General features: G+C 41.3%; 16 protein-coding genes. 12 read left to right on the top strand and 4 right to left on the bottom strand.

Annotated features, from left to right (window positions below; all coding sequences use genetic code 11):
* Positions 1 to 195 precede the first annotated feature (195 nt).
* Complete coding sequence (locus ABJK37_RS13020; protein ID WP_348354376.1) at positions 196 to 1,665, top strand: DUF3336 domain-containing protein; 1,470 nt, start codon at positions 196 to 198, stop codon at positions 1,663 to 1,665.
* A gap of 496 nt (positions 1,666 to 2,161) precedes the next feature.
* On the opposite strand, the gene ABJK37_RS13015 is transcribed toward ABJK37_RS13020, so the two are convergent.
* Both ABJK37_RS13015 and ABJK37_RS13010 read right to left on the bottom strand, forming a co-directional pair.
* The gene (locus tag ABJK37_RS13015) at positions 2,162 to 3,451 is read right to left on the bottom strand and encodes an aminotransferase class I/II-fold pyridoxal phosphate-dependent enzyme (RefSeq protein ID WP_348354373.1); all 1,290 of its coding nucleotides are present in this window, start codon (positions 3,449 to 3,451) and stop codon (positions 2,162 to 2,164) included.
* A gap of 148 nt (positions 3,452 to 3,599) precedes the next feature.
* The gene (locus ABJK37_RS13010) at positions 3,600 to 4,286 is read right to left on the bottom strand and encodes a tRNA-uridine aminocarboxypropyltransferase (protein WP_348354370.1); all 687 of its coding nucleotides are present in this window, start codon (positions 4,284 to 4,286) and stop codon (positions 3,600 to 3,602) included.
* Positions 4,287 to 4,357: 71 nt separating this feature from the next.
* Here ABJK37_RS13010 and ABJK37_RS13005 point away from each other — a divergent pair, with 71 nt between their 5' ends.
* Positions 4,358 to 4,915, top strand: a complete 558-nt coding sequence (locus ABJK37_RS13005) for a GNAT family protein (protein WP_348354367.1) — start codon at positions 4,358 to 4,360, stop codon at positions 4,913 to 4,915.
* 71 nt (positions 4,916 to 4,986) lie between these two features.
* Here ABJK37_RS13005 and ABJK37_RS13000 read toward each other — a convergent pair whose 3' ends face one another.
* Positions 4,987 to 6,684, bottom strand: a complete 1,698-nt coding sequence (locus tag ABJK37_RS13000) for a M1 family metallopeptidase (RefSeq protein ID WP_348354364.1) — start codon at positions 6,682 to 6,684, stop codon at positions 4,987 to 4,989.
* Positions 6,685 to 7,058: 374 nt separating this feature from the next.
* Between ABJK37_RS13000 and ABJK37_RS12995 the strand changes: the two genes are divergently transcribed.
* The 10 genes from ABJK37_RS12995 to ABJK37_RS12950 all read left to right on the top strand — a co-directional run bounded on the left by ABJK37_RS12995 (position 7,059) and on the right by ABJK37_RS12950 (position 18,583).
* Positions 7,059 to 7,466, top strand: a complete 408-nt coding sequence (locus ABJK37_RS12995) for a DUF2750 domain-containing protein (protein WP_348354361.1) — start codon at positions 7,059 to 7,061, stop codon at positions 7,464 to 7,466.
* Between the two features lie 14 nt (positions 7,467 to 7,480).
* Entirely contained in the window at positions 7,481 to 8,035 is a 555-nt protein-coding gene (locus ABJK37_RS12990; RefSeq protein WP_348354358.1) for a hypothetical protein, read from the top strand.
* 160 nt (positions 8,036 to 8,195) lie between these two features.
* Positions 8,196 to 8,813 (top strand): ANTAR domain-containing protein, encoded by a 618-nt coding sequence (locus ABJK37_RS12985; protein ID WP_348354354.1) that lies wholly within the window; start codon positions 8,196 to 8,198, stop codon positions 8,811 to 8,813.
* Positions 8,814 to 8,830: 17 nt separating this feature from the next.
* Entirely contained in the window at positions 8,831 to 9,940 is a 1,110-nt protein-coding gene (locus tag ABJK37_RS12980; RefSeq protein WP_348354351.1) for a CmpA/NrtA family ABC transporter substrate-binding protein, read from the top strand.
* A 303-nt stretch (positions 9,941 to 10,243) separates the two neighbouring features.
* A complete protein-coding gene (locus ABJK37_RS12975; RefSeq protein ID WP_348354348.1) occupies positions 10,244 to 11,710 on the top strand; it encodes a NarK family nitrate/nitrite MFS transporter in 1,467 nt (488 codons plus the stop codon).
* A gap of 34 nt (positions 11,711 to 11,744) precedes the next feature.
* On the top strand, positions 11,745 to 13,463 hold the full coding sequence (locus ABJK37_RS12970; RefSeq protein WP_348354345.1) for a bifunctional protein-serine/threonine kinase/phosphatase: 1,719 nt from the start codon (positions 11,745 to 11,747) through the stop codon (positions 13,461 to 13,463).
* Between the two features lie 428 nt (positions 13,464 to 13,891).
* Positions 13,892 to 15,295, top strand: coding sequence for a CmpA/NrtA family ABC transporter substrate-binding protein (locus ABJK37_RS12965; protein WP_348354341.1), 1,404 nt, complete (start codon positions 13,892 to 13,894; stop codon positions 15,293 to 15,295).
* A gap of 53 nt (positions 15,296 to 15,348) precedes the next feature.
* On the top strand, positions 15,349 to 16,338 hold the full coding sequence (locus tag ABJK37_RS12960) for an ABC transporter permease (RefSeq protein WP_348354337.1): 990 nt from the start codon (positions 15,349 to 15,351) through the stop codon (positions 16,336 to 16,338).
* 41 nt (positions 16,339 to 16,379) lie between these two features.
* The gene (locus tag ABJK37_RS12955; protein ID WP_348354334.1) at positions 16,380 to 17,237 is read left to right on the top strand and encodes an ABC transporter ATP-binding protein; all 858 of its coding nucleotides are present in this window, start codon (positions 16,380 to 16,382) and stop codon (positions 17,235 to 17,237) included.
* A gap of 131 nt (positions 17,238 to 17,368) precedes the next feature.
* Complete coding sequence (locus ABJK37_RS12950) at positions 17,369 to 18,583, top strand: alginate export family protein (protein WP_348354331.1); 1,215 nt, start codon at positions 17,369 to 17,371, stop codon at positions 18,581 to 18,583.
* A gap of 87 nt (positions 18,584 to 18,670) precedes the next feature.
* On the opposite strand, the gene ABJK37_RS12945 is transcribed toward ABJK37_RS12950, so the two are convergent.
* Positions 18,671 to 19,090 carry a DoxX family protein gene (locus tag ABJK37_RS12945; RefSeq protein WP_348354328.1) on the bottom strand — a complete coding sequence of 140 codons (420 nt, stop codon included), beginning with the start codon at positions 19,088 to 19,090 and terminating at the stop codon, positions 18,671 to 18,673.
* Positions 19,091 to 19,157 lie beyond the last annotated feature (67 nt).

The raw sequence follows: 19,157 nt of genomic DNA, 5'->3' as shown, positions 1-19,157 counted from the left end.
ATATTAGGAAGTATCAAGATGAGAAGTATCAAGATGATTTCAAAGCATGGGCAACAGCATACAGAGATTGCTAAACAAGCTTCATTCTTACTTATTGTGGCTTGTTGCTTTATATCAGCCATCTTGATGGTATAGGTTATGTTTTTGATTATAATATGACCCTTAATTTTTGTAGTGTTGCGGAAGTTTAGTTTTATGATGTCACTCACCTCTGGTTTTTCTCTTACTCGTTTAGAACGCAAAATGCACAATGCAAGCTGTTATGCGGACTGGAAAGCGGCTGCTTTAGAGCACGATGCTAAGTCTGGATTTGAAGCATGGAAAAGCAAAGAAGAGTCGAAGAGCTACGATTATGTGAATATACGTACCAGAATTGAGGCCCTCAAGGCGTTGCGACGCCAGCAAGATGATATTGGATTATTGTTTGCACTCAATGAAGGCATCCACGGTAATCAAGGCGGCATGGGTAAGTCAGTTCTTTACGAAAAAGCAAAGTTTGGTACCAAACATCTTATTGAAGAATATGTAGACGAAATTGTGAGCGCACTAGAGCATATTTCTAACATTCCAGACACCAATGAAATAACGAAACAAGACAAGCTCGATTTCTTTGAACGCGCCAGCCATTGTTTTGGTCGATCTGCTTTAATGTTAAGTGGTGCTGGCTCCCTCGGACACTTTCATAGGGGGGTGATAAAAACTTTATTTGAACATAAAGTATTGCCTAGTGTTATTTCTGGCTCAAGCGCAGGAGCAGTATCTGCTGCTATTCTAGGTACCTATACAGATGATGAATTGCCAACGATTTTATACGGAAACAAAATGTTGGACCCACAACAAGATGAGATTGATAATCGACCTAAGAGTCTAATTCGTAAACAATCTGATTCGACAGCATTAAAAACCATGTTAGAAGCGATGTTGCCTGACATGACGTTTCAAGAAGCCTATGAAAAAACCGGTCGTATGATTAGCATTACGATTGCTCCATTTGAAGAGCACCAAACTTCTAGACTAATGAACGCTATCACTTCTCCCAATGTATATATAAGGACCGCAGTCATGGCATCTTGTGCAGTGCCAGGAGTCTACCCACCTGTTATGTTGATGGCAAAGAATGTATACGGAGAAGCGCAGCCACATTTACCGGACCGACGTTGGGTTGATGGGGCGGTAACCGACGATTTGCCTGCCAAGCGACTCGCTCGGCTTTACGGCGTGAATCATTACATCGTTAGTCAGGCAAACCCCTTGGCGTTAGCGATTATGAAAGGCGAGCAATACATGCCAGTGTCAGACGGAGTCAAAAAAGTGTTCCGTTTGTCGACCCACGAAATGTTAAAAAGCGGCGAAAAATTTAGTCGTCGCTACTTACGTAAAATTCCAGAGGCAGGTAGAGCTATGAATATGTTTTATTCGGTCATGGCTCAAGATTATAAGGGGGACGTGAATATAGCGCCGAACTTTAATTTTATCGATCCACAAAAACTGCTTGGGCAGCTCACTTCTACAGAAATTCAGGAACTCATTTTTGAAGGGGAACGTTCAACATGGCCGCAACTCGAACAAATTAAAGTCTGTTCCAAAATTGGCAACAAGTTAGATGAAATATTAGATACACACAGCGACCATAATATTAAGCGTATGTATAAAAAACGCAATTGATAGCAGGTTTCTAGTAGTTAGAGTGTGTGAAATTAGATGCCTTAAGTGAGATTAGCAGACTCGTATGCGCTCAACATGTTTACTATCGCAAGTGAGCTTGACTAACATTGCTATGATTTTATAAACGAGGCAATTTGCCCTAATGCCGATCAGTTAAGAATACTTTTAGTACTCGATTGATAAATTATTGATGTAAAAACAATAAAAGTGGATTCCGGCTAAAAGACTGCCGGAACGACGAAGGTGAGGGATGGCAATAAAGACTGCCGGAAAAACGAAGGAGAGGGATGGAAGTAAAGACTGCCGGAAAGACGAAGGAGAAGGATGGTAGTAAAGACTGCCGGAATAACGGTAACCCCTCCTTGTCATTCCCGAATGCTTTTATCGGGAATCCAATGTTAAATAGACTGACTGGCGTTTTATCAAAAAAATCTGCTGTTCACCTTAAGTGAACAGCATTAGCGCAATTTGCCCGCTTTCCTAGATTATTTGCGTGCTATTTTATCGAATCAAGCGCCTGACTTACGTCAGCAATGATATCGTCAATATTCTCAATACCAACTGAAATTCTCACTAGATCTTCACTTACGCCGGCTTTAGCTAACTCTTCTGGATTAAGCTGCCTATGTGTAGTAGAAGCCGGATGACAGGCTAGAGATTTGGCATCACCTATGTTAACTAGTCTGAGAATCATTTGCAGTGCATCGATGAACTGCCCACCTGCTACCTTGCTTGATGAATCAGCACTGGCTTTGATACCGAAACTTAGGATACCCGAAGCTTTACCTTTGGTTATTTTTTGACATGTGTCTTGGTACGGACTGTCTGGTAGTGCAGCGTAATTGACCCAGCTGACTTTTTCATGATTATTGAGGTAAGCGGCGAGTTTTTCAGCGTTTTCGCAATGACGCTCCATTCTTAAACCTAGTGTCTCCAAACCCATTAGGATATTGAAAGAGTTGGTGGGTGAAATAGCTGCACCAGTGTTACGCAGCGGTGCCACGCGGCAACGACCGATATAGGCTGCAGCTCCTAACGCCTCAGTATAAACTACACCGTGATAAGAGGGATCAGGTTGATTCAACACTGGAAAACGTGTTTTGTTGGCTACCCAATCAAACTTGCCAGAGTCAATAATTATACCACCAATGGACGTACCATGGCCGCCAATGTACTTGGTTAGAGAGTGAATGACTATTGCTGCACCATGCTCAATTGGTCGGCATAAAAATGGAGTAGCAACTGTGTTATCCACTATAAGTGGCACCCCATGTTTAGCGCCAATTTCTGCGAGTTTCTGTAAATCAACCACGTTACCTGCAGGGTTGCCTATTGATTCACAGAAAATAGCTTTGGTATTTTCGTCAATGGCCGCTTCGAATGCGGCATAATCATCGGCGGCAATCATACGTGCTTCAATACCTTGATTGGGTAGCGCATGTGCAAATAAATTGTAGGTGCCACCGTACAGTTGGCTGGTACTGACAATGTTGTCACCCACTGAACAAATACATTGAATTGCATAGGTAATAGCCGCCATTCCTGACGCAACGGCTAACGCTGCAATTCCGCCTTCCATCGCTGCAATCCGCTCTTCTAGTACTGCAGTGGTGGGGTTCATGATCCGTGTGTAAATGTTCCCAGGTACTTTGAGATCAAATAGGTCTGCCCCGTGCTGGGTATCATCGAAGGTATAGGAGGTCGTTTGGTAAATCGGTACAGCCGCTGCTTTAGTGGTTTCTTCTGAGGTATAACCATGGTGTAAAGCTAAGGATTCTAATTTCATGTTACGAGTATTCCTTGTTGGATAGATTCATCTAATAAGCCAACCATAGCTTGTATTATCTTGGCAATTCAAACATAAGCGCACTGGTTATTGTGCTTATTTGGAATAAGGTATACATCTAATCTTTTATTAAATTGTCAATTAATAGTTAAACAAAGGTTAAATGTGCTTTGCCAGCGATATAAGCTTTTCTAAATTGTCGGAAATATTCTTCAAGGGCAGCAGCGGCAATATTATCATCAGCCATTTTTAAAACTTCTACAGCCACCTCGGCGGTGCACAGTTGATGGATATGTGCGGCTTCACGTAGCTGATAAGCGGATGCTTTATCAGGTTGAATACCCAACACTGGTAGTGTTGCAAAACAAGGGCTTTTGAACATTTTGCTGGCTTCTCGCCAAGTGCCATCTAACATCACAAATAGAGGGGTTTTACCGCGCTGAATATCTACTGAATCTTTGGGGGAGTCGATACACCTGTGTGCTGCCGCGTATTGTTGCGGAAACACTAAGATAGGTGCATATTTAGGGTTGTTTAACAACGCAAGTAGAGCAGGGTCGGGCGCAACTCTATCCCACCTAAATGCGTAGTTATCGGGCAATACATCGGCAATTAGTTTTCCGGTGTTTGTTGGTTTGTAATATTCATTTTTATACATCACTAAACAAAAAGCGCTAGCACTAGCAATAGAGGGGCGCAGCGCACAAATACACTTTTCTTCAGGAATTAAACATTTATCGCAGCGTTTTACCTTGTAACCTCTTGCTCTAAATTCTTTTGTCGATAACGCTAATTGTTGCTTGCGTAAAATATGTACTGAGTTGATATGAGGCAAAAAAAATCCGTGAGTAAATAGCGATTGTTGTAATATCATCGCCTTTTTTAGAGATTTAAAATAGTCAAAGAATGAAAATTCAAGTAGATCGTAATATTCACATCGAGTTGTTAGTCCCAGCGTTCGCAGAACGCTTATACACCTTAACCAATCAAAATCGAGTTTACTTAAAACAGTGGTTAGCGTGGTTGGACCTAGTGAAAACCTTTGAAGATACCGAAACGTTTATTGAAACAGCAGTTCATCAACATAACCATAACCAAGCAACCACTTTTGCGATTATATACCACGATAAATTGGTAGGTTTAGCCGGATTTAACCATTTTGATTATCAGCACAATTTGGGGGCAATCGGTTATTGGCTTTGCGCTTCATGTAACGGCAAAGGTGTAATGACACGAGTCGTTGAAAAACTATTAGAATATGGTTTCGTTGAAAACAGATTGAATAAAATAGAAATTCGTTGTGCGCAACAAAACGTTAAGAGTAGAGCGATTCCTGAGCGTTTAGGGTTTACCTATGAGGCGACTTTGAGGCAATGTGAGTGGTTGTATGATAAATATGTAGATCACGCTATTTATTCGTTATTGGCGAGCGAGTATAAACCTAGTAAGCGTCCCGATTGCTAATAGCTACGAAACTTGGCCTGATACAACATGATAGTCATATCAAGCCAAATTAAGGTGGTAAGGCGTGTTTTTTAACGTTTTTGTTTACGTTTTTCTTGGTTCTCTTCACATAAACCTATGATAGGAATATAGCGAAGTACTTTCATTTCAGGATCGATAATGACTTGGTCGTTTGGACCAACCGAAACGGTTATTTGGTCATTTTTTGTGGTATAAATCGCTGTTTTTCCATTAATGGATAGCGTAATTGGCATAGGAAATGGTAAGTCGTCCGGAGTTTGCCATTTCAGGGTTAGGTCACTGTCTGTGCGACTTTGTACCAGTTCTGGCAATGCCGCTTGTTTTAAATATACCTCAAACATCCAGCTAAAATCTTCGCCAGTTATTTTGTTAACGATATCAATGAAATCTTGCGTATTTCGATAGCGTGGTGCAATTGGATAGGTAAGAGAAGCCGTTTCAGTTGTTCCATACAATAACTCCCGCGTGGCTTGCCAAAATAGTTCGTCTCCTATTAGCCATCTGAGTGTATGCAAGGTCCATCCGCCTTTTCCATAAATATCAGAATTGAAGGCTTGGTCAGAAGTAATCACACCTTCCCTTACAACTGGGTGGCAATTTACTAGACCTAAATAGGACTGATACATAGTATGGGTATAGGCTGCATTTCCAAATTTATATAGGCTGTATGCAGGTTGCATATAAAGCCCAAATCCTTCATGTATCCATGCATCATTCAATTGTTCGTGTGTGATTAGATTGCCAAACCATTCATGAGCAAGTTCATGATGTAATAACCAATCAAAACCATTTTTGTCTCTAACGTAGTTTTTGCCATAGGCGTTTATGGTTTGATGTTCCATCCCCAAATGAGGGGTTTCGACAAAGCCCAATTTTTGGTCGCCCCAGGGGTAGGGCCCAAGTAACTCTTCGTAAAAGCTAATCTGTTGCATTAAATCGTCATTGATCAAGGTTTTAGCTTTAGTGGCATTTTGCTGCAAGGCCCAAAACTCGATAGGGACCTCTTGACCGTTCACGCTAGTATAAGATTGTTGAATGCGAGTAAATGGTCCAATGTTTAATGCAATATTGTAATCACTGGCGGGCACTGATAGTAACCAATTGAATTTTTGTTTATCTGTCCCAACTGAATCGATTGATTGCAATACACCGTTAGTGACGGCACTTAACGGTTTGGGCACTGTAAGAGATATCGCCATACTTTGGGCTTTATCGCCAAAATGATCTTTGCACGGCCAAAATAAATCGCAACCTTCACCTTGCACCGCCGTGGCTATCCAAGGCGTGCCTTGCTTCGTTTGGCTCCATACAAAACCACCGGACCAAGGCGCATTTAAGGCAACATGGGGTTTGCCAGAATAATGCACCGCAACATTGACCACATCGCCTATTGTTTTGGGGCCCTCTAAGTTTATCGTGATAATCCCGCCGTTACGCTGAAACGTAGCAGATGTGTCGTTAACTAACACTTCACTAATATCAAAACGGCTGTCTAGTTTTAACTCTACCTGTGACGTGTTTTGAGTAATTAAAAACTCGCTGTAACCTACTCCTGCGATGCTTTGGTTGTCTGGAAATATTTCCAAGTCTAAACCATAACTAATTACATCGGTGCTATTCGCTATTTCTGAAAAAGGTTTGCCAGTATCACCAATAATAGGATCGAGTGGCGCAATACTACTGCAGGCCGTTAAAGCAATTAAACTTGATGCTACAAGCGTCTTTATTAGGCGGTTATTGAGTCTCATAAAAATAGTCCTGCTAATTTTTGTAATTTTAGACATTTTTACACGACTCAATCATAAGCACCAGAGCCAACTTTGAAGTGATACTTTCTATATTTAAATGCACTGGCCCTTAAGTGTGCGCAATCAGTCTAAGAAAAATTCTGGACCTAACTGGACCTAAGAGGAGCCGTTCGTTTTTAAGTAAACTTGATATACATTAATAAATTTAACTTTTCTTTTTGGTACTTGTGAGTGAGTTGCTGTATGGTGTGCCGCAAATTTTCAGCTACCTTTGTTTTGCGCCTCTCATAAGCTTAGGTAGCTTTGAAAAAATGCCGAATAACAAGGCTAAGCGCAATACCGATAGCGATTAATATGTAAATTAGGATATTGATATGAATGAAATTTCATCAAAGAATTTTCTCGAGCTCAGTAAGATGTTACCCGAGCTACGTTTTGAATATGCATTAACTCAAATGGTTGAGAAACAAAACTTATGGGGATTATATGGTGAAAGTGGTTGGGTAATGCTAAAAGCCGATGAAGATGCCTGTATTCCAATTTGGCCACATAAAGAATTCGCTGAGTCTTGGGTGAAAGATGAATACCCAAATTGCGAGCCAAAACAAATTGATTTTGTAGAGTGGTTAGATATTTGGTTACCGGGATTGAAGAATAACAAAACGTTGATCCTAGTTTTTCCTTTAGGAGACGATGAAGAGGGCATCATGCTAGAGGCTCAAGAAATGATTGATTGTATAGAGGATGATTTAAAAAAGCTTGGCAGCAACCTCCCTAAATAAGCCTAATTCAATATATGCCTCAAAATACAAACTTATTCGGACTGGGTGATCCTCACGCCCAGTTCAGAGTTTATATTGCCAATCGACCTGACTATGCCGATTTTTCGAGTTTGACAACGCTTAAACCTCTGGGAAAAGGGGAAATCCAACAGATCGGCCAGGCTTGTGGCAATGGTTGGCGTAAAGTGTTTAACGTATATGCCAAGCTGGTATTTGCGTTGAAGGATGAAAGTTTAGTGTCATTAAATGGCGCTGATACTTGGCAAGCTTTTCGCGATAATTGTTTATTGCAAGATTGTTCAAATACGAGTTTAGTGTTTTCAGCTCCTCAAACCTACCCAACTACTGGTGAAAATAGCCCAAGCTTACATATCATAATGGGTAAAACTTACAGCAACTCACTTGGGTTACCTTCCTCCTTGCATTGGTTAGATAACGAGTTCGCCGTTGATGTAAGCAACAAACTCTTGGTTTGCCCGTACTTTGACTATCGGCAATTGTCTAATCTCAAAATAATACGACTTGTTGAGTTAATTACCCAGCTACAAAGCGGGAATATCCCTACCTGAACAGCACCATGGCAGTGCATTTGCACCTGATTGGTTTGTTGAAATACTTTTTATTTACATATAAAGGTTTAACTTCTTGATAAGTATGAGCATTTAATCTGGCGCGTGGTTTGCTACCCGTTCTTTAATGAAGAATCTTTTTAGCACTCGGGTAGACAGCTTGCAACACACCGCCTTATCAAAAAAACAATGTAATCTGACACCAGAATTACGCATTTTGTTAATTGACGAAAATCGCCAAAGAGCTGAGTCGCTGACTTCTGCTTTGGATAATTCGCGGTACAAAATAAGTCATTTGGCGAGTCCAGACTCCTCGTTGTTAAAACAAGTTGATGAAATTGAACCAGATATCATTGTGATAGATATCGAGTCCCCAAGTCGCGATATCCTGGAAAGCCTAGGAACGATTTCGCACTTTAGTCCCAAACCAGTGGTGATGTTTTCTGGTGAACAAGACACCGATACGATTAATCAATATATCGAGTCAGGAGTGAGCGCGTATGTAGTCGGGGATTTGCAAGCCGAGCGCGTTAAACCCATTTTAGACGCAGCGTTAGCGCGTTTCCGTGAGTTTCAAAAGTTAAAAGAAGAGTTAAGTGATACTAAGCAACAATTGGCTTCGCGTAATCTGATTGATCAGGCTAAACGTTTATTGATGAAAAAGAAAAATCTATCAGAAGACGATGCCTTTAAAGCTATGCGTAAAACAGCTATGGATACCGGACAAAAACTAGAAGACGTGGCAAAAACACTTATCTCATTACTCAATACTATTTAATAAAATAGGTTAAAAGCATGATTGAACCTGAAAAAACAGACTTAACCTTAGGGTTTATCCCATTAACAGACTCGGCGCCGTTAATTGTGGCCAAAGAAATGGGATTTTTTAGCCAATGGGGGTTGAATGTCAAATTACAGAAACAAAACTCTTGGGCGACACTTAGAGATAAGTTACACGCCGGTTTGTTAGACGCATCACAAATGTTAGCGCCTATGCCATTAGCTAGTTCGCTAGGAATGGGGTGTGCCAAAGTTAATGTGATTACGCCACTTGTGTTGAGTTTAAATGGCAATGCCATAACGTTGTCTGAAAAGTTACATCAAGAAATCTTGAAGGAAAATCAATTGGCCCATGTAACTTTACCTCTGGCTGCCTATTTATTACAAAAAGTAATCAGTGTTCGAAAAAAGCAAAATCGTCCAAAGCTGAAATTTGCCACTGTCTTTCCCTACAGCTGTCATTTTTACCAACTTAAGGATTGGTTAGCTTCGGCGGGCATCACTGAAGCCGACTTGGATATAGTGGTGGTACCTCCAGTGAATATGGTGGCCTTTTTAGAAAGCGGTGAAATTGATGGCTGTTGTGTTGGTGGTCCTTGGAACGCTAAGGCCGTTCGAGCGGGGATTGGACTGACTGCTTTAACTTCGTTTGACATCTGGCAAGACAGTCCCGAAAAAGTCCTAGGCGTGTTGGGCAGCTTTCAGAAAACCAAACCCAATACCGTTTTAGCGTTAACCGCTGCTTTAAAGCAAGCCTGTAATTGGTTGGAAAATATTCCTAATCGATTTGAGGCGGCTCGTTTACTAAGTGCTGACCAATATCTCGATGCCACAGTAGAAGTCATTGCGCCGTCTTTAATTGGTAGTTGTTTAACTCATATTACCATGCCACCGCGGGCTATCCCTTCATACAATCAGTTTTCCAAAACTAACAATGGTTCAATTAACGTACCTGAATATATTCGCGGTGAATGGTTAATGAGCCAAATGAGAAGTGCTGGGCAATTAAAAAACATCGAGGTACCTAACGATATAGTTAGACAAGTATTTAGGCCTGATATTTACCAACAAATGCGCTTGAAACTCGAAGATCAAGCTGTGCAATTTTTCAGACGTTCAGGTTAATCTATCTAGTAGTCGGCACTAGTGTGGTGCGTCTTGCACTTTCGTGGGGGATATTGATCGAATTATTCAACAGGTGATCTATATAAGGTATTGAATATAATAATAAATATTATCTGGCGTTTAATTTGCATTAGATTTCAAGAGTATTAACCAATATGAAATTTGGATCAGCTTAGATAATAAGCTTTGAATCTATCGCTGCGATTAATTTTTAGCAGCGTGGCAACGTAGCCCATAGTGACTTTGTTTTCTTAGTCATTGTGGGTTTTTTTTTACAATTTTTTTTGTTAGTGAGTGATTCAAATGAGTGTTGAAAAATTTAGCTTGTTGTCTTTTACAGGCAAAATGAAAACCCTACATCTTTCTTGGATAGCTTTTTTTATTACTTTTATGGTGTGGTTCAATATGGCACCACTTAAGGGAGCTATTGTAAATGGTGTTGGCTTAACACTCAGTGAGTGGAAAACCCTATTAATTATTAATGTGGCTTTGACCATACCAGCACGCGTTATTATTGGTGCTTTAACCGACAAATTTGGCCCAAGAATAATTTACGCTAGTTTATTAGCTATTTGTTCCATTCCATGTTTTATGTTTGCGCTCGCTGATAGTTTCACGCAGTTGGTTATTGCTCGTTTTGCCCTTGGCTGTATTGGTGCTGGTTTTGTAGTGGGAATTCGTATGGTAAGTGAATGGTTTCCGCCAAAAGAACTAGGGACAGCAGAAGGGGTATATGGTGGTTGGGGTAACTTTGGGTCGGCGGCTGCAGCCTTTAGTTTACCCACTATTGCTTTGCTATTTGGTGGTGAAAATGGCTGGCGCTATGCAGTGGGGCTGACCGGGTTAATGAGTCTCGCTTTTAGTATTGTTTATTTTAGAAACACCACAGACACGCCAAAAGGGTCAACCTATTTTCGCCCCAAAAATTTGGGAGGCATGGAGGTCACCAGTGTTAAAGATTTTTATTTATTATTATTGATGAAAACTCCGATGTATTTGGCGTTAGCTTTACTGAGTTGGAAGTTATCTCCACAAGGCGTGTCTCTACTAAGTGAAACCATCACCTTGCTCATTTACCTTGGTTTGATGTCGTTATATATATATGACGCTTATGCAACGTACAAAGTAAACAGAGACATTTTTGTGACGCCAGTTGCAGAAATTCATCAATACCAGTTCAAACAAGTTGCGGTACTGAATATTTTGTATTTTGCTACTTTTGGATCGGAACTGGCAGTTATCTCAATGTTGCCAGCATTTTTTGCTGAAACCTTTGAACTGAGCATGTCCACTGCTGGGTTATTAGCCGGTATGTATGCCTTTATGAATTTGATGTCACGTCCTGGAGGAGGGTTGTTGTCGGACAAATTTGGTCGTAAAAAAACCTTATTGATCTTAACTGCTGGGCTAGCGCTGGGTTATTGGTGTTTGAGTTTTATCGATGGGAACTGGCCGATTTGGTTAGCGGTATTAGCTGTGATGGCGTGTTCGTTTTTCGTTCAGTCTGGAGAAGGGGCAGTGTTTGCAGCTGTACCCTTGATAAAACGTCGACTGACAGGACAAATAGCGGGAATGACCGGAGCATATGGTAATGTGGGAGCCGTTGTTTACTTAACCGTGTATTCCTTAGTTGATACTTCGACTTTCTTTTTGGTTATTGCTTGCACTGCAGTGCTTGGTTTTGTGACCTTGTTGTTTATGAAAGAGCCAAGCGGCACAATTACTGAAGTCAAAGAAGATGGTACGGTGGAGCTTATTCATGTTACTTAGTTACTGTATCAAAACGCGTTAGGGTGAGGCAATATTGGGAAAACTAGAAGTAAAATTTGGTGGTTTTTCCTGCGAAGGGGTAAAGGCTGAAAATCAAGATGCATTTGCCGCTTATATGCCAGGCGATCATAACCATGAGTCTAAAGGTGCAGTGGCCGCTATTGCCGATGGTGTCAGTGTTTGTGCTCGTGCTCGTGAAGCTGCAATCACCTGCGTGACTAATTTTATTCAAGATTATCAACACACCCCACAAACGTGGACTGTTAAACGTTCTGCCAGTAAGGTCTTACATGGTCTTAACCGTTGGTGTCATGGACAGCATGACTACCAACACGGTGGGCATAGTCAGATGATCACGACTTTCAGCGGCATGGTTTTTAAGTCTGCGACAGGCTTTATTTTACACACAGGCGATAGTCGTATTGGTCGGTTGCAATGTGATGAATATGAGCAGCTCACTACTGATCATGTTTCACGGCAAGGGCGGCGTAATGTATTGACTCGCGCAATTGGTTTAGAGCCGCATCTAGATGTTGACTTTGGGGTTGTTGAGCTACAACTTAATGATTTGTTTATTTTTACCTCCGATGGCGTGCATGAATTTTTATCAAATAAAACAATATTTTCCCTACTTAAAACCCCTAATCTCACTCTTGAACAAAGGGCCAAAAACATAGTTGAAGCGGCGCTGAAAAACGGCAGTGATGATAATCTCACTTGTTTACTGGTTTCCATAAGTAAATTACCCAAAGCAAACTTAGACGAGCATTACCACCAAATAACCCGATTGGCGATGCCCCCAGCATTAGAACCAGGTATGAAATTAGAAGGTTATCGGGTGTTGCAAACTTTATTTAATGGCACACGAAGTAGCCTGTATAAAGTGATAGACGAAAAGGACGGCAAAACCTATGGCCTTAAAACTCCTTCTCACTATTATGCGGATGATCCTGTTTACCTAAGTGGCTTTTTACGTGAAGAATGGATTGGCCAACACATAAAACATCAAAATGTGATGGGCATTTATAAGCGTTCTGACAACGCAAAGTTTTTGTATCACATATGTGAATATATAGAAGGGCAAACGTTGCGTCAGTGGATGCGTGACAACCCTAAACCCTCTTTAGAGCAAGTACGTAATATCATTAGCCAACTGATAACAGCGCTGCGGGTATTGCAAAGGAAAGACATGGTGCATCGCGACGTAAAACCCGAAAACGTGATGATAGACCATTTGGGTGAGGTAAAATTAATCGATTTTGGCACAGTATTGGTTAATGCCTTGGCCGAAACTAATTCATTGCCAGTAGAAGAAGTGGTTGTGGGAGCGGTGCACTACATTGCCCCTGAATATTTACTGCGACACAGCTGCGATCATAAAAGTGATATGTTTTCTTTGGCTGTGGTGATTTACGAAATGTTGTCTGGACACTTGCCCTTTAGAGCGTTTAAATTTAAAGACTATGTGCCTAAGTGTTATGAAGAATGGCAATATCAACCTCTAATCAAAACGCGGACCGATTTGCCACAGTGGCTTGATCTAACTTTACGCAAGGCATTACAACCCAATCCTGCCATGCGATACGAAGCATTTTCAGAGTTACAAACAAATTTGTCTCGGCCTACCACCGCTATTTTGAGAGATATTCAAAATAGCCCCTTACTCCACAGGAACCCTTTGTTATTTTATCAAGGTTTGTGTGTGTTGCAGTTTTTACTACTCATTGGGTTGACGATATTTTATCTCAATTAAGATATTCAAAGTCTGGTCGTGGTGGAACAGATTTACGTTAAAGTTTAACCACTGTGGTGCCAGTATTTAATGACTATTCAGCCTATTAGCCCTGTTTAATTTAGATTGCGGCACTACAGCAGTGCAATTATGCACTTTTATTGCATCATTAAAGGTTTAATAAATTTTTAGTTTTATTTTAAGTTGTTGATATTAATGTTTTTTTAAAGTTGGCACTATTGCTGCTTACAAGGTTTTGTAATAGCGACTGTGTGCGTCATAGCATGGTCGCGAAATAATAATTAGAGGCGTTCAACGTCCTAATGCGTTAAAAAATAGTTGTGATTATGCGATGCAGCATAGTGACAAATAGGCAGTGTAGCCCGCAAAGACTTTCCGTGTCCTGGAGTCTTTGCGGGTTTTTTTTTGGCTAAAAATCGGAGTAGCAAATGGCTAAGCTAAAGGTAGTAAGTTCATTAAAACGAGTTATTCAATCACTCCGAGTAGGTGTGATGTCGACAGTCCTATCGGGGGCAGTCATTACGACAGCAGTATCAGCCGAGGACTTAGGTTGGCCTGAAAAGGAAGAGTTAAAATTCGGTTTCATTAAATTGACTGATATGGCTCCTCTAGCTGTGGCATACGAAAAAGGCTATTTCGAAGAAGAGGGGTTATATGTGACCCTGGAAGCGCAAGCAAACTGGAAGGTATTGCTCGATAGAGTAATTGACGGGCAGTTGGATGGGGCGCATATGTTAGCGGGGCAGCCTTTAGGCGCGACTATTGGTTATGGAACCAAAGCAGATATCATTACCGCTTTCAGCATGGACCTAAATGGCAATGCAATTACGGTTTCCAACGACATTTGGAAAGAAATGAAAAAGCATGTTCCTCATGAAGGTGGCAAACCGGTTCACCCGATATCAGCCGACTCCCTTAAACCAGTGGTTGATGATTTCAAAAGCAAAGGTAAACCATTCAAAATGGGGATGGTCTTCCCCGTGTCTACCCACAACTATGAACTACGTTATTGGCTCGCGGCTGGCGGCATTCACCCTGGATTTTATGCACCGCACAAAGGGGACACCAGTGGCCAAATTGATGCCGATGCGTTGTTATCAGTCACGCCACCACCACAAATGCCTTCCACAATGGAGGCCGGTACTATCTATGGTTATTGTGTCGGTGAGCCTTGGAATCAGCAGGCAGTATTTAAAGGGATTGGAGTACCAGTGGTAACAGATTATGAGATTTGGAAAGATAACCCTGAAAAAGTCTTTGGTGTCAGTAAAGCATGGGCTGAAAAATACCCTAACACCCATATTCGAGTGGTCAAAGCTATGATCAGAGCGGCCATGTGGTTAGATGAAAACAACAACGCTAACCGTCCAGAGGCCGTGAAAATTTTAGCTAAAAGCCAATACGTTGGCGCGGATTACGATGTCATAGCTAATAGTATGACAGGGACATTTGAATACGAAAAAGGTGATAAACGCGATGTACCTGATTTCAATGTGTTTTTCCGTTATAACGCAACTTATCCCTTCTACAGTGACGCTATTTGGTATTTAACACAAATGCGTCGCTGGGGGCAGATTGCTGAACCTAAGCCCGACTCTTGGTACAAAGATATCGCCAAGCAGGTTTACCGACCTGATATATACGCACAAGCCGCTAAGGCTTTAATCGATGAAGGCAAAGCTAAACGTTCTGATTTTCCAGAATTTGCTACTGAGTCTGGATTCAAACCTCCACAAACACACTTTATTGACAATATCGTATATGACGGTAGTCAACCAAACGCTTATTTAGAAAAGTTTGCAATTGGTCTTAAAAGTGACAGCCAAATTTAATTAGTTATATGAGCGGATGGGGGAGTCGCCCCATCTAGCCTGGAGCGTTAAACATGAGTAAACAACAAGCGATCCCTATGATTTTTAGTCAAGTGAAACAAGTTAATTGGCCTACTTTGAATCAACTTTTAAGTGCTACTGCATTGCCTATTGTTGGAATTGTTATTTTTCTTGGATTATGGAGCTTGATGGCGAAAAACATTGATACCTCTTTAGGAAAGTTCCCCGGTCCAGCTGCTGTTTGGCAGCAAACAAAGGTATTGGTTGATGAGCACAACGCACAAATGGAGAAAGCTGAAAAGTTTTACTTGCGTCAGGACGAGCGCAACGCTGCGAGATTAGCTAAAGATCCTAGTTATCAACCCAAGATTAGAGCTTTTACCGGTGCGCCTACTTTTTTACAACAAATATGGACAAGTTTATATACGGTAATGGTTGGGTTTATTGTAGCGTCACTATTAGCGATCCCTTTGGGGATAATATGTGGCCTAAGTAAAAATGCCTATACTGCTATTAATCCGCTAATTCAACTATTCAAGCCCGTATCCCCTTTAGCGTGGTTACCGTTAGTGACTATGGTGGTGAGTGCCGTTTATATCAGTGATGATCCGATGTTTTCTAAGTCTTTTATTACATCGGCGGTAACGGTTTCGTTGTGCTGTTTATGGCCAACTTTGATTAACACTGCCGTAGGAGTGTCGAGCATCGACCAAGACCTACTTAACGTCAGTAAAGTACTTCGTTTGAACGGGCTTTCACACGTTATCAAGATTGTTTTACCTTCCTCAATACCAGCAATATTCACCGGGTTGCGTTTATCACTCGGCATTGGTTGGATGGTTTTGATTGCGGCAGAAATGCTTGCTCAAAACCCAGGTTTAGGAAAATTTGTATGGGATGAATTCCAAAACGGTAGTTCAGAATCCTTAGCCCGAATTATGGTGGCTGTCTTGACTATTGGCGTGATTGGTTTTGCATTAGACCGGTTAATGTTAATGCTACAGCGAAAAGTCAGCTGGGATAAAAGCGCTGTATTGCGCTAAACAAGCGGTTAGCTATTAGCCATTATTGTGAGGAAATTATTATGAGTAGGCATCATTTAGAATTAACACAAGTGGGAATGGATTTTCCCACTGCAAAAGGTCCATTTACCGCTCTAAAAGACGTCAACCTAAAGATTAACAAGGGAGAGTTTATCTCGTTAATCGGTCACTCGGGTTGCGGAAAATCCACAGTGTTAAACATTGTGGCAGGTTTATATCAGTCAACAACTGGTGGGGTGATTTTGGATAATGAAGAAGTTAATGAACCAGGACCTGAACGTGCTGTGGTATTTCAAAATCACTCTTTGTTACCTTGGCTATCGGCCTACAAGAATGTTGAACTTGCGGTTAAGCAAACACGCAATGGTCGTTCAAAACGGGAAATCAAAGAGTGGGTGGAACATAACTTAGAGTTAGTTCATATGAGTCATGCGCTAGACAAACTGCCGGATGAAATCTCTGGCGGCATGAAACAAAGAGTCGGTATTGCGCGGGCGTTAGCAATGGAGCCCAAAGTCCTATTGATGGATGAACCTTTTGGTGCCCTCGACGCGTTAACTCGCGCCCATCTGCAGGACTCGGTTATGGAAATTCATGCACAACTGGGTAATACGGTGATTATGATCACCCATGACGTAGATGAGGCGGTGTTACTTTCCGATAGAATTGTAATGATGAGTAATGGCCCAGCAGCAACTATTGGTGAAATTTTACCTATTGAATTATCGAGACCCAGAAACCGTATTCAATTGGCAGATAACCCCCAATATAATCATTATCGCCATGAAGTACTAAAGTTTCTTTATGAGAAACAGCGCAAAGTCGAGTCTGTGGCATCACAGAAAAAGTTTCAAGACGCTGCTCCTTCTATGGCTTCAAAAGGAAGCAACGCAGCGTAAGTCAACCAGATTTCAGATTTACCTAAAAAAACGCTTTTAACTTAACAGTTCTATTCAGCGCGCTTTTAGCTTGGCTAAGGCGCTCGGCTGGGTAGTACCTAAAATATTGCCTTAAAATAAGAGAGAACGCCATGAGAATACCACAACTATCAAAATTAAAACTTGCCTTATCCGCGGGCTTGTTAAGTGTAACAGTTAGTCAAAATCTATTTGCAGAGTCGGTAACTGAAGCCTTAACCACTGGTAATGTTTATGGAGACCTTAACTTGCGTTATGAAAGTGTTGAGCAAGATAATACTGCCAAAGATGCCAGTGCTTTGACGTTACGTACACGTCTTGGTTATCACTCAGGCACTGTAAACGGTTTTTCTGCAACAGTCGAAATGGAAGACTCTCGCATAGTGATGGGACAAGGCGATTTTACTGTTGGGCCTGCGGGTTATAATAGCGGGATCTACTCGGTCATTGCTGATCCCGAAACCACTGAACTAGACCAAGGTTTTATCCAGTATAAAAGCGATAAGTTGACAGCAAAATTGGGGCGTCAGGTTATCACTATGGATGGTCATCGATTTGTGGGACATGTTGGGTGGCGTCAAGATCGACAGACTTTTGATGCAATGAGTGTCGCGTACACCCCTGTTAAAGATTTATCAGTAAAATACGCTTATGTTACTCAGCGCAATCGTATTTTTGCACAAGCAGCGGATATAGACTCAAAAGACCACTTGCTAAATGTGTCGTACAACACTTCATTAGGCAAGTTGGTAGGGTATAGTTATTTGCTTGAAATGGATAACGACACTGACAATGCATTAGATACCTTTGGACTTAGCTTTGTTGGTAATACCAAAGCGGGTGAAACAAAAATACTATATGCAGCTGAATACGCTAAACAAAGCAGTGAAAGCGAGACAACTGACTACGATGTTGATTATATAAAACTGGAAGCCGGTGCGGTTATGGGCGCCATAACTACTAAGTTGGGTTATGAAGTACTAGGCTCTGACGGCGGTGTATTTGGCTTCTCTACGCCTTTGGCAACTTTGCATAAATTTAATGGTTGGTCAGATCAATTCTTGTCAACTCCTGCACAGGGTTTAGTGGATACCTACATTAGTTTTGCTGGTAAGTTAGCCGGTGGTGGTTGGACGATTGCCTATCACGGTTATGAGGCTGACGAATCTTCGGCAGATGTGGATGATTTGGGAAGTGAGCTCAATGTATCCTATGTCAAGAAGTTCAATAAAAACTATGTGGCTGGTGTGAAATACGCCACATATGCAGCCGGCGATATTAAAGTTGACGCAGATAAACTGTGGGTTTGGGTAGGCGCTAAGTTTTAACAATAGTTCTTGGTAAGCATAGGCCGGCGCATAAAATACGTTGGCCTTTAGTTTTCCCCAAAAAAATTGAACTAGATCTAAGCTGCGCTAGGAATCAATTTTAGGCTTTTTATTGTCTAGACTTAGTCTGCCTGTCCCGAGGCTTGTAACCATTAACAGCCCAGCCATAATCCCCATGTTTTTAAAGAAGTTTTGGGTTTCATGAGTACGTTCCAAGCCGTCAACTAAACTCCAAAAATCATGCATGTAAAGGCTGATTATTAGGGTTAATCCGGCTAACAGTAATGCGGCTAGTTTGCCTTTGAAGCCAATAATTATGGCAAAGCCCGCTGTAATTTGAATGACGATAGTCACAGGTAATAACGCTGCGGTAGCAGGTACGCCGTGAGCTAACATATAATCATTCATGGTTTGGTAGTGGGTTATTTTTTGTATTCCCGGCAAGATAAAATAGCCGCCCATTAATAATCGACCTAATAACAAACAGATATTTTCAATTACACGCATTGACTGTCCTCAATTTTAATTATTTTTAGTGAAAATTTACGTCTACATATTGCTAACATCATGGTTT

The sequence above is a fragment of the Paraglaciecola sp. genome, from assembly GCF_039964565.1.
Taxonomy (GTDB): domain Bacteria; phylum Pseudomonadota; class Gammaproteobacteria; order Enterobacterales; family Alteromonadaceae; genus Paraglaciecola.
This window is presented reverse-complemented; position numbering and strand designations above follow the sequence as displayed.